Raw genomic sequence first — 10,461 nt, 5'->3', positions numbered from 1 at the left:
CCGTCAACCGCCTCAGTCAAGCCCGAAAGCCAAACCGCGAAAGCCACTCAACGCAACTCTCTTAAAGCCAAAACCAACGGCCAGAGCGCAAAAACCCAGCCGGATCAACTAGGCTTAACCAAGCCAATCCAGCCATGCTTCCAAACCAATCAACCCAGTTCCCTGAACCAACCAGTCCGGCCCGGCGCCGCCGCCGTCTCGATGGCCGGCTTATAGGACTAACCTACCAAAACCGTCAACCAGGAAAATCGCCGAGGTCGAACCTTTTTTGTAAGGCACTGATATTGCAGAGGCATGACACCAGGGCCGCAACTGTCGGTGGCACATATGACTGCGGACAGCCCCTTTCAACAGCACGGTTAACCATAGGGTGGAGAACGCATTGCGGCCCGGCATCGGAACCTTAGGGTTACTGAAGGCTTAATGGCTGTGACGAAACGGGGGCATTATCATGGCGATCCAGCACACGATCTTCCTGAGTATGGCACTTGGGCTCGGAATGGCCTTTGTCGGGCTGATCTAGCCTCTTTCAGATGAAGCGTGCCGGAACCCGATGATTCCGGCACAGCTTCTGGTAAGAACTACCCTTCCCGTACGCCGATAGTCAGCGATGCGTTATGGCTGAAAGGCCCCCTCCCCACTTAATCAACCGCGTGCGAACGCCAGCAGATCCGCGTTGATGATCTGGGGATGGGTGGCGAACATGCCGTGCGACAGGCCCGGATAGGTCTTCAGCGTGCCGTTGGTCAGCAGCTCGATTGCCTTGTGCGCGGAATCGGCGATCGGCACCACCTGATCATCTTCGCCGTGCATCACCAGCACGGGCACCGTGATCGCGCGGAGATCTTCGGTAAAATCCGTTTCGGAGAAAGCCTTGATGCAATCATAATGCGCCTTGGCCCCGCCCATCATGCCCTGGCGCCACCAATTGTCGATCAGCCCCTGACTGACCTCCGCACCGGGACGGTTGAAGCCATAGAACGGCCCCGATGGCACCTCGATGAAGAATTGTGCCCGGTTGGCGACAAGCGCATCGCGAAACCCGTCGAACACTTCGATGGGCAATCCTTCCGGGTTGGCGGCGGATTTGACCATGATCGGCGGCACGGCGCCCATCAGCACCGCCTTTGCAACACGGCCGTTCTCGGCCCGGGCGACATAGCGCGCCACTTCGCCGCCGCCGGTCGAATGGCCGATATGAATGGCGTTCTTCAAGTCCAGCGCGCCAACCAACTCCGCGACGTCGGCGGCGTAGGTGTCCATTTCATTGCCGGTGTCGGTCTGGTCGGAGCGGCCATGGCCGCGCCTGTCATGGGCGATCACGCGATAGCCCTGCGACAGGAAAAACAGCATCTGGTTATCCCAGTCGTCCGACGACAGCGGCCAGCCATGATGGAAGACGACCGGCTGGGCGTCCTTCGGACCCCAGTCCTTGTAGAAGATTTTCGTTCCGTCGCTGGTGGTGATCTTTGCCATGTTGAATTCTCCTTTGTTGAGATCGCTTCGATGCAGACAAGATAGGACCGGCGGGATCGGTGGACGCTTGGCGGAAATGACATTATTAAAGGCAAAACTGACAAACGAGATATGTGGCCATGGTGGAGGCAACTCGCTCGAGAACAGAGACTGTGGCCGAAATCGGTCTTCTGATCTATCCCGATTGCCAGCTTGCCGCTGTGTATGGGCTGACCGATCTGTTCCGCATCGCCAATGAATGGGTGGCGCGCTCTGAATCTGAAGCGCAAAAGCGTCGCCCGGCGCCTTTCGTCCGCATCTCGCACTGGCGGGCGGATGAGGCAGGCGGTGGCATCGACTGCGTATACGACAGCCTTGCCGGAACACCGCACCAGTTGACCCATGTGATTGCGCCGCCGAGCATCGTCATGCCGGAAAAGATGCGATCCATGCCGGTGGCTGCCAGCTGGATGAATGCGCGCCATGCGGAGGGCAGCACGCTCTGCTCGGTCTGCGCCGGAGCTTTCGTGCTGGCGGAAACCGGGCTGATCGACGGCCGCCGGGTGACGACGCACTGGGCCTTTGCCCGGCAGTTGGCAGAACGTTTTCCGGGTGTCGAACTTGCCGAGGAACAGATGGTCATCGACGACGGCGACATCATGACGGCGGGTGGTATCCTCGCATGGACAGATCTGGGGCTGACACTGGTGGAACGGCTGATGGGGCCCAGCATCATGCTGGCCACGGCGCGTTTTCTGCTGGTAGACCCGCCGCGCCGATCGCAGCGGCCATTCAGCCAGTTCGTGCCGCGCTTCGACCATGGCGACACAGCGATCCTGCGGGTACAGCAGCATGTCCACGCCCATGCGGACGAGCCGTCGGCCGTGGCCGAACTGGCGGCCCTGGCCGGCCTGACCGAGCGCACCTTCCTGCGCCGCTTTGCAAAGGCCACCGGGTTGCGCCCGGTCGAGTATCTGCAGCAGATGCGCATTGCCAAGGCGCGTGAGCTTCTGGAACTGACCGGCAATACGGTGGATCAGATCGGCTTTTCTGTCGGTTACGGCGACCCGGCGGCGTTCCGTAAGCTGTTTCAGCGCTTTACCGGGCTGACGCCCAACCTTTACCGCCAGCGGTATGGCCTGGTCGCAAGGCGATCGTGACGTGCCGCCGTGCTAATGCCCGGCTCCGCGGCGGGCGGCCTCCATCGCATCCGCGATGATCGTGCGGACGACTCGCTCCATAGCGTCCGTGTCGTCGAAGACGGCCGTCAGCAGCGTCGCACCCTCAAGCCGAATAAGAGCGTCAGCCGCCACTACAGCCGCGGTTCCAGGCGACATCGCCTTTTCCAGAATTTCGCTCAGGCGATCTCTGAGCGATTGGAAGAAATGTCGGACGGCTTCCTTGGCGACGGGCGTCGCGTCGCCCACCCCGTATGCGAGATGCAAACCGACGCAGCGTTTCCGATCCAGGAGATTGTCGGCGATCACCCTGATCATAGCTTCATAGGCGACGTTCCACTCTTCGGCGTCGACGCCCTGCCCGTTCACGGTTTCGCGGAACGTGAGATCGAGAACCTCCGGAACCAGAGCCTCCTTGTTGGGGAAGCGCATGTAGAGTGACGCCTTCTTCAGGCCGACGCGCGTGGCCAGATCCTGCATAGAGGCGCCGACATACCCCTTCTCGCGGAACAGTTCCCGCGCCGCAGCGACGATATCTTCTTTGGCCACCTTCATATGTGCACCCAACCGTAGACAGCCCGAACTCCACTGCGGAGCTATCACACAAGACGCCTATTTACAAACGACCGGTCGGTAGTATTTTGTCAGGCTTGAAACGGCGTGGACGTCGCTTGAGCGCGATGCACGCGTATGATCCGATTGGAGAAGCACCATGACAGTCAGCTACAAGACCCAACGCGTGGCCGATGTGGACGTATTTTACCGCGAAGCAGGGGCAAAGGACGCCCCGGTTCTGTTGCTTCTTCACGGCTTTCCGACATCCAGCCACATGTTCCGGGACCTCATACCGCAGCTTGCGGACCGCTACCGGGTGATTGCTCCGGACCTTCCTGGCTTCGGCTACACGAAGGCGCCCCCACGGGAGAGCTTCCGATACACGTTCGACAACCTAGCAAGGGTCATCGATGAGTTTACAGAAGCTCTCGGTCTCCATCGCTACGCTCTCTACATCTTCGATTACGGGGCACCGGTCGGGCTGAGGCTGGCGACGGCGCATCCTGAACGCGTCACGGCTCTCATCAGCCAGAACGGCAACGCCTATATGGAAGGCTTCAGCGACGAATGGGGTGCGTGGCAGGCATACTGGCGTGACCCCAGCCCGGAAAACCGTGAAGCCTGCCGGCAGTCCTTATCGGCGGACGTCATCGAAAACTGGCAGTACCGGACGGGTGCGGATCCATCACGGCTGAGCCCTGACGGCTACATGCTCGACATCGCCCTGATGTCACGGCCTGGCGCGGAAGAGATCCAGTTGGACCTCATTCGAGACTACCGCACGAACCCGGAGCGCTATCCGGAGTTTCAAGCTTACTTCCGCAAGCATCAGCCCCCATTTCTGGCGGTTTGGGGCCGACACGACCCGGCATTTCTGCCGGCGGGAGCCGAGGCGTACAAGCGTGACCTGCCCCATGGGCATGTCCACCTGCTGGATGCGGGACATTTCGCGCTCGAAACCCACGCCGACGAAATAGCGCAGATCATCCGCAGCTTTCTCGGCCAACATCTCTGAATGCTGACCGCGTTGTGCGGCCGACGTGTTCCTGTTCGGCAAAGTGCGAGCCTTCCATCGTCCCCCTCCCTTACCTGATGGGGACAGCCCACCTCATTTCGTCAACACTCGGCGCTTAAACTGCGCAGCCAAAGAAGCCGCGAGTGACGTTATAATGCCCTATATCCTTCATCGAATTGCCTTGGCAGCGTTTCTGTGTGCCGCTGTTGCGCCAACCTCTTCACGTGGCGCAGAGACACCGGACGCCGATCAATTCGGCGAAGCGATCTTTGGATTCGGCGGTGTCCTGACCGACGAGAATATGGGCCGCAGTGCCAATCCATTCGGTGTTTCCTACGAAAACCGGATCACCGCCGGAGTTGGCTATCAACGCTACTTCTACAGGCCTCATGATGTTCAGGTCGGTATGGAGGTCGGCGTCGCAGCAAGGGCGATTGGCGGGGTGACGGGAGAGGTTTGGGGTGGCCCAGTCATTCGTTATGACGGGTTCTCGATCGCCAACACGATCAACATATCTCCGTCCTTCACGGCCGGTCTGAGTGCAGTATCCGGTACGCACCGCGGCCGTGAACAGCGCCTGGAAGAGCGCTACGAAGGAAACGCCGCGCTTCTATTCTATCTCGGGCCTGAATTGAACGTCTCCTTCGCTGACACCCCGGAGGTGGAAGCCTTCTGGCGTCTGCATCATCGTTCCGGTGCCAACGGAACGCTCGGCAATATGCGTGGCGCAATGAATGCCAATGTGCTGGGACTGCGGCTTAGATACTAAGCCGCCCTGTCCTGCGCCAGCGTGCCGCAGTCTCTGCTTAGTCGACGCAGCTTCGGAATCGGCGATGTGGCAAAAAAGTAAGGATACGTCTGACGAGAGCTGGAGCGAAGGCGCATCGACGTTCGCGAGGCGATCGCAGTCACGGTCTGTAATGGCGGGGATGTTCGGGTGGCGTTTCGTCGCTTCGCGTCGAAGCGTATTGCGAAATGGCTGCGAGGCTAAGCGGGAAGCGTTCGTTCAAGGCTTTCGTGGCGGAGAGGATGGGATTCGAACCCACGATACCGTCTCCGGTATACTCCCTTAGCAGGGGCTTACAGGCGTTCAATTTGCAGCACTATTTATCGAGCCTTTTCAACCTGTTGGGATCAACGGTGCGCTGCCTTCAAATAGCTGTTTGCGAAAATATTGCGAAGAAGGAACCCGCAACACCTCGTCTGCGATCGGAACGCCATGATGGCAACTCGCGTTGGCTGGTCATCGATAGGAGGTTGCCAATGACCAGCCCGCCCCGCTTAGCTCCCGACCATCCCGACTATGTGCGGGAATGTGAAAAGGCCATGGATTTCACCTTTTACGAGGTCGGCTATCACGCTGAAGCCGCCGGCTGGACGCCGGAAGCGGTAGATGCCGCAATGGTCAACCTGGCAGAGAACAGGTCGAAGGCGCGCAAGGCGCACGAGATGGATGATGCGGCGATAAAATTGTTCAGTCGAGGCCCCTAGCGAATCTCTCCAGCCCGGCGATATCCATCATAAGAACAGATGGAGAACACGGCGATGATAAGACGATACAGGGCACGGGAACTTCACCAGTGGGAGCTGCCTGGATTGGTGAAGGATATTCAGGATATGCACCGGACGCTATGCCATCACATGCATGGGTTGGACCCAAGCTGCGCGCACTATAAGGCAATCCAGGCACTGAATTTCCAGCTTGGTGACGCACTGAGGGTTATCGATCCGACAGCGCCGTTTGGGATTGAACCTCACTCCGCTGTTTGTCATCCAGAGCGGCCGCCGCGGGCATAACGGTAACGCAGAAAAAGCCCCGCTCGGCCGAAGCCGGCAGGGGAGATATTGCAGTTGCAGCGGCTTGTCGTTAATTCGACCTATATCGTTGATTGTTGGGGATGGCGATGGCAACTGTTCCACTGACCACGGCTGCGGCGACGGCTCTTAGGAAGCTTCGTCAAGCAGGAAACGTAGGCTGCGGCCTTAACGATTTTGACGCTGACGAATTCCAAGCGCTTAAACAGCTTCGCGCCGCTGGTTTCGTTGAGGCCTATCCCCCTGCTGCCCCCAACCGTCTCTTCATCACCGTTGGCGGCCTTGAAGCAGTGGGTGATACTCGTGCCTAAACGACTTGTCGATCTTGCACCGGACGCTCGGTCACTTCTACTGATACTGGCCGATGGCGGAGTTCCAGTTGCTCAACTAGCCCCATCCATGTCTGCGTTCATGCAGATACTAGAAGTTCGCGGATTGGTTGAAACCTACCGAGCAGCAGGCGGAGAACCGTGCGTTCGGCTGACTTACGACGGTAGCAACCTGCATAAGCTGGGGTTACTGTAAGGCTGGTCGCAGGACTGAACTGGTTCTAATCCGGCAGCCGCGTCCGCGATGATGCCCGTCTGTTTAACTGCGTCCTATTTGGTTTTGGGATTATGCCTAATTGCCGCTCGTATTGCCTCAACCGCATGTGAAAAGTTCGCAGGCTGATGAGGTTGCAGTTATGCCGTCAGAGTAAATTCCCTGCCTTGCACCTTGCAACATATTGGATCGAGCGATGACAGATGCGCAGCAACTCGATTTAACTGAGTTGGATAGGTCCCATGGGTATCTGGTCGTCAAGCACGGCGCTAGCGTCAATGGCGCCTACGGCAATGATTTGCTGCGTCAGGCTAATGAGTACGTCGAGCGCGGGGCACTGACCTTCGTTGGGAAATGCAGACATCGAGACGACAGTTCTTGGGTGAGCCTTTTTCAACGGATTGATCTCAAACCTTCCTCACGTGCCGATGGATTGATCGAGCCCGCCGATAGACGGGCATTGCTGTAGAGCCGGCGACGACGCTACCAACCCAGTGACATCTGCTTAAACGTATCAGACCAACTCAGCTGAGGCGGGACGTCGCAGAGTTTGATTGTGACAGCTCCCACCACTTAATGTCGCGATGCGACTACGCTTCCCCCTCCATGGACGGAGTCGTTGCGGGCCTGGCTGGCGGCTGGCCTGTCAGCCAGGCCCAAACCCACCACCGCTGCCGAGTGAACATGAAACGAACGTACCGACCGTCGAGCAGCCGATTTGCCCTCAGCGCCGGCTACATGCCGTGGAGGGCAATCAAAATAAGCCGCAAAGCGTTTCACCGAGTTGCGAAGATCCGTCGGAAGCAGGTGGTGTCCACGGTCGAGGCAGGCCCGCCCAGCCGAAGCCGAGCGGGGCCTTGTAAACGTTCCGTTAGTGCGGCAGGTGTCTGTTCGCTTTCAAGCTAACTTTAGACATAAACCATGCTGCCTCATCGCGAGATCCGTTACTTGCGGCAAGCTCCGCCTCAATGCGCTTAGCCCTGCTTTCGAGCAGATTGGACTTGTATTCGATAGCTTCCAGCAGAGAGTCCTTGGCGTTCAGAAGTTGTTCTTTCGCATCCAAGAGTTCCGCTTGCTTCTCGATGTAGTCGAGCATCCGGCGATGAAGCTTTCGATGGCGACGCGCGGCTGAGCCTGGGCTGGGAACAATCTGTCCCGTTTCCTGTGCCTCTTCGATCCACTCGGCAATTGCAGCATACACGTTAATGCAAGCCTCTTCAGCCGTCTCCCCGTCGGACATGCACCCCGGCAGATCAGGAACGTATGCTACAAATCCATCTCCATCTTCCTGATCCAAAGGAAGAACGACGACTGCATACATTTTAGGATCCATCTACGGCCTCCTGTTCCATAACTGCTTCTCGATGCCTCTCCGCCAACTCTACCAGCTGCCTAATATAGGGGGCCTTAATCGGCTTGGCAGCCGGGATAGTAAGGATTGTTCCCGGCACAAGTTCCGAGCGAACCCGATAATGAGAACCGCGCTTTGGCGCCTTGCAGACGATGCCTATCTCTCCGCAAGCACGCTCTACGTCCTTCATTCTCCAATCAGATTTTGGGCTATCTCGCATTGCGCAAAGCGTCTTTAAACCAGCTAAAACATCCGGCGGCGCCGGGTGCATCGTTTCTGGTTCAAGGCGCTCCATCAGCAATACCCGCTCATACATTGGCGCAGACAATTGGCATACGTCGGAAAAATCGGCAAGCGACTCCCTAGAAACAATCAAATTCATGATGACGACATAGTCAACACTCGGGTTAGCCTATCGCCTTGCCTGCATTGCCTGCCTTAGCTCCTTCACCTGTTCAGTCAGGTCGTCGACTGCATGCCGATGGCGGTCGAGCGCCAGAATGCCTTTCTCCATCAGCTCGTTCTGCTCGCCCAAGGCACCGGTCATTCCGGAAATCTCGACGGCCGCCTGCTTAATGGACGAGCTGTCGACTAGGGCACCAGCGATCTCGACAGAGCTCGATGCCTGAGCCGGCGGCGGGTTCTTCTTACCGCGTGTGAAGCCGAGGCCGGACAGAATGCCGACCACCAGTAGGACGATCGCGTTGGCGACCTTTTCAAGATCTAAGCCTGCAAGCCATTCCATCACTCACGTCCTGCTGCGTTCTTTCCGACGTCCGACCACGATCGGTAGCTGTTGACGAGCTCGAGCAAGACCATGGTCGACCAGGCCACCACGCCGCTGGGAGCGCCGCCGGCATTCACAAAAGCCATGAAGAACCCAAGGGAAATCTGTGACCACATCAGGACGCCGATTATGGATGCCCCTGCCCGGATGTGGGGCGAGAAGGCGAACCCTTTGAACGTCCCGTTGATCGTCAGCGCGGTCAGCCGTGCGATGCCACATAAGCCGATGACGGCTGACCATGTCCCTTCATCCGCCCAGTCCGCCAGATAGGCGAAGCTTGGCGAGGTCTGGAACATGTCAGGCGAACTTTGCAGCGCCACCCAAAGGCCGAACGCGGGCCACAGCATCAGCCACTCCGACACGCGGATTGGGAAATGGTCAGCGACCCCGCGATAGACCCTGAGAATGATCATCTCACGTTCCCATCGGCTTGCGCGCCGCCCATCGGCCGTAGAGCGTAAAGATGCCGCCCACGAGCGAGCCAGCGGCCATGATGACAACGACCGCGGTATCCGGGTCCACCCAGTCCGTGGCCACGCCCAGCGCCGACAGAAGGCCGGTGCCCATGGACACGATCGCGCCGACGGTGACACGCGAGCGGTACCAGGGCTCAGTGTTCGTGGCGTGTTCGATTAGCGGCTTGACCCGGGTTGTGATGATGTCAGCCACCGGCCCGACTGCGGAGTCGGCGATGGCGATGTTCTCGTTGTTCGCGGCCGCCACGGCCCCTTGGACGACAACGTTGCGGATTGCTGCCTTCAGATCGGCCATGGATCATGCTCCTTTGGATGCGGCCGCGCGCGTGGCGGGGCCGACAATGCCATCGGCGACGAGGCCGAGGCGGGTTTGAAGGGTGCGAGTTGCTGTGGCCGTCTTGGCGCCGAAGTCGCCGTCAACCGTGACCGGGAGCCCGTTGGCGCGGAGGATGGCTTGCCAGTCGCGGACGGGCTGGCCGGTCGAGCCTTGGCGGAGGATGGGCAGATCAGGCGTGACCGCCGGCGCCTGAGCACCAGATACCTTGAAGCGGAAGCTGTCTGCCCAAATGCCTTTTGCCCGCCGCAGGTAGGTCTGACGATCAGGGAAGCCGGTCAGCCCACCATTGACCGCACGGGTCAGGCCCTCAGCATCGTCGATATCGGCGAACCGAGAAAGGCGGTTCTTCTGCCAGTAGATGCAGGCCGACAGCAGCGCTTCGGGAAAGCGCCGGAGCATATCCGGGTTGGAGACTACAGGCAGGCCGGTCTCTGCCTCTACCTGGCGGTAGTTGCTCCTGCCTGTCGTCATCTTCATGCCCGACCCGCGAAACCGCCATCCGTCGCCAGTTGCCGGCGGGCCGTTGCCCATTCGGCTTGAGTAGACGTTGTTCGCCAGCTTCTCTGGGTTGCCGGCGTACTCTCGCGCCACATCGATCGACTTGAACCTAGATGGCCAGACCTCGCGCAAGCGCCCGGCCGAGTAGTTCAGGTTTTCCTCGAGCTGTCGGAGCCCGGATGTCTCCTGAGCGCACTGCGCCATGAAGTGCTGCAGCCGACGGCCTGTATCGATCCCGTACTGCGGCAAGAGATGCTGATGCTCGATGATGCCATTGACGATCATGGCAGACGCCTGCGGCGCCAGCCGACGCAGGTCGGCAGCGGTGATTTTCATTAGGGTGCTCCAAAGAAAAAGCCGCCCCATTGCTGAGGCGGCGCGGTTTGCACACATTCTGTTGATAGGTCGCGGCGGCGTGAGCTCGGGAGGCTCCGCATGGGAGGACTGGGGT

13 protein-coding genes and 1 pseudogene are annotated in these 10,461 nt (G+C 59.2%); 6 read left to right on the top strand and 8 right to left on the bottom strand.

All coding sequences use genetic code 11. The annotated features are described in order from the left end of the window. Nucleotides 1-216, top strand: a 216-nt coding sequence (locus AUL31_RS20605) for a hypothetical protein (RefSeq protein WP_210168784.1), incomplete at its 5' end; no start/stop codon positions are given. 429 nt (nt 217-645) lie between these two features. Here AUL31_RS20605 and AUL31_RS06065 read toward each other — a convergent pair. Beyond that, nucleotides 646-1,476 carry an alpha/beta fold hydrolase gene (locus tag AUL31_RS06065; protein ID WP_060602908.1) on the bottom strand — a complete coding sequence of 277 codons (831 nt, stop codon included), beginning with the start codon at nt 1,474-1,476 and terminating at the stop codon, nt 646-648. 152 nt (nt 1,477-1,628) lie between these two features. On the opposite strand from AUL31_RS06065, the gene AUL31_RS06060 reads away from it, so the two are divergent. Further along, a complete protein-coding gene (locus AUL31_RS06060) occupies nt 1,629-2,615 on the top strand; it encodes a GlxA family transcriptional regulator (protein ID WP_306302602.1) in 987 nt (328 codons plus the stop codon). Nucleotides 2,616-2,627: 12 nt separating this feature from the next. On the opposite strand, the gene AUL31_RS06055 is transcribed toward AUL31_RS06060, so the two are convergent. After that, nucleotides 2,628-3,188, bottom strand: coding sequence for a TetR/AcrR family transcriptional regulator (locus tag AUL31_RS06055; RefSeq protein WP_060602902.1), 561 nt, complete (start codon nt 3,186-3,188; stop codon nt 2,628-2,630). 157 nt (nt 3,189-3,345) lie between these two features. Here AUL31_RS06055 and AUL31_RS06050 point away from each other — a divergent pair, with 157 nt between their 5' ends. The 3 genes from AUL31_RS06050 to AUL31_RS20250 all read left to right on the top strand — a co-directional run bounded on the left by AUL31_RS06050 (nt 3,346) and on the right by AUL31_RS20250 (nt 5,694). Beyond that, a complete protein-coding gene (locus AUL31_RS06050) occupies nt 3,346-4,203 on the top strand; it encodes an alpha/beta fold hydrolase (protein ID WP_060602898.1) in 858 nt (285 codons plus the stop codon). Between the two features lie 154 nt (nt 4,204-4,357). Beyond that, nucleotides 4,358-4,972 (top strand): hypothetical protein, encoded by a 615-nt coding sequence (locus tag AUL31_RS06045; protein WP_060602894.1) that lies wholly within the window; start codon nt 4,358-4,360, stop codon nt 4,970-4,972. 494 nt (nt 4,973-5,466) lie between these two features. Continuing rightward, nucleotides 5,467-5,694, top strand: a complete 228-nt coding sequence (locus AUL31_RS20250; protein ID WP_143190141.1) for a hypothetical protein — start codon at nt 5,467-5,469, stop codon at nt 5,692-5,694. Nucleotides 5,695-6,070: 376 nt separating this feature from the next. Here AUL31_RS20250 and AUL31_RS20865 read toward each other — a convergent pair. Then, a pseudogene (locus tag AUL31_RS20865) lies at nt 6,071-6,157 on the bottom strand (hypothetical protein); the annotation flags it as partial. 600 nt (nt 6,158-6,757) lie between these two features. On the opposite strand from AUL31_RS20865, the gene AUL31_RS20245 reads away from it, so the two are divergent. Beyond that, nucleotides 6,758-7,030, top strand: coding sequence for a hypothetical protein (locus tag AUL31_RS20245; protein WP_143190140.1), 273 nt, complete (start codon nt 6,758-6,760; stop codon nt 7,028-7,030). Nucleotides 7,031-7,432: 402 nt separating this feature from the next. Here AUL31_RS20245 and AUL31_RS20790 read toward each other — a convergent pair whose 3' ends face one another. The 5 genes from AUL31_RS20790 to AUL31_RS06020 all read right to left on the bottom strand — a co-directional run bounded on the left by AUL31_RS20790 (nt 7,433) and on the right by AUL31_RS06020 (nt 10,346). Continuing rightward, a complete protein-coding gene (locus tag AUL31_RS20790) occupies nt 7,433-7,894 on the bottom strand; it encodes a type II toxin-antitoxin system HicB family antitoxin (protein ID WP_082646808.1) in 462 nt (153 codons plus the stop codon). A gap of 430 nt (nt 7,895-8,324) precedes the next feature. Continuing rightward, nucleotides 8,325-8,657 carry a hypothetical protein gene (locus AUL31_RS06035; protein WP_060602886.1) on the bottom strand — a complete coding sequence of 111 codons (333 nt, stop codon included), beginning with the start codon at nt 8,655-8,657 and terminating at the stop codon, nt 8,325-8,327. Next, nucleotides 8,657-9,112, bottom strand: a complete 456-nt coding sequence (locus AUL31_RS06030; protein WP_060602883.1) for a hypothetical protein — start codon at nt 9,110-9,112, stop codon at nt 8,657-8,659. The genes AUL31_RS06035 and AUL31_RS06030 overlap by 1 nt, the downstream gene beginning before the upstream one ends. A 1-nt stretch (nt 9,113) precedes the next feature. After that, complete coding sequence (locus tag AUL31_RS06025) at nt 9,114-9,470, bottom strand: hypothetical protein (RefSeq protein WP_060602879.1); 357 nt, start codon at nt 9,468-9,470, stop codon at nt 9,114-9,116. Nucleotides 9,471-9,473: 3 nt separating this feature from the next. Further along, nucleotides 9,474-10,346, bottom strand: a complete 873-nt coding sequence (locus AUL31_RS06020) for a peptidoglycan-binding protein (protein WP_060602876.1) — start codon at nt 10,344-10,346, stop codon at nt 9,474-9,476. Nucleotides 10,347-10,461 lie beyond the last annotated feature (115 nt).

The sequence above is a fragment of the Aureimonas altamirensis genome (genome assembly GCF_001463885.1).
Classification (GTDB): domain Bacteria; phylum Pseudomonadota; class Alphaproteobacteria; order Rhizobiales; family Rhizobiaceae; genus Aureimonas; species Aureimonas altamirensis.
Note: the sequence above shows the minus strand (reverse complement) of the source record. Positions and strands in the feature narration are given on the sequence as shown.

Excerpts from the sequence above, each read along its gene's own strand:
- AUL31_RS06065 (WP_060602908.1), bottom strand. The coding sequence starts at position 1,476 with ATGGCAAAGATCACCACCAGCGACGGAACGAAAATCTTCTACAAGGAC.
- AUL31_RS06055 (WP_060602902.1), bottom strand. The coding sequence starts at position 3,188 with ATGAAGGTGGCCAAAGAAGATATCGTCGCTGCGGCGCGGGAACTGTTC.
- AUL31_RS06050 (WP_060602898.1), top strand. The coding sequence starts at position 3,346 with ATGACAGTCAGCTACAAGACCCAACGCGTGGCCGATGTGGACGTATTT.
- AUL31_RS06045 (WP_060602894.1), top strand. The coding sequence starts at position 4,358 with ATGCCCTATATCCTTCATCGAATTGCCTTGGCAGCGTTTCTGTGTGCC.
- AUL31_RS20250 (WP_143190141.1), top strand. The coding sequence starts at position 5,467 with ATGACCAGCCCGCCCCGCTTAGCTCCCGACCATCCCGACTATGTGCGG.
- AUL31_RS20245 (WP_143190140.1), top strand. The coding sequence starts at position 6,758 with ATGACAGATGCGCAGCAACTCGATTTAACTGAGTTGGATAGGTCCCAT.
- AUL31_RS20790 (WP_082646808.1), bottom strand. The coding sequence starts at position 7,894 with ATGGATCCTAAAATGTATGCAGTCGTCGTTCTTCCTTTGGATCAGGAA.
- AUL31_RS06035 (WP_060602886.1), bottom strand. The coding sequence starts at position 8,657 with ATGGAATGGCTTGCAGGCTTAGATCTTGAAAAGGTCGCCAACGCGATC.
- AUL31_RS06030 (WP_060602883.1), bottom strand. The coding sequence starts at position 9,112 with ATGATCATTCTCAGGGTCTATCGCGGGGTCGCTGACCATTTCCCAATC.
- AUL31_RS06025 (WP_060602879.1), bottom strand. The coding sequence starts at position 9,470 with ATGGCCGATCTGAAGGCAGCAATCCGCAACGTTGTCGTCCAAGGGGCC.
- AUL31_RS06020 (WP_060602876.1), bottom strand. The coding sequence starts at position 10,346 with ATGAAAATCACCGCTGCCGACCTGCGTCGGCTGGCGCCGCAGGCGTCT.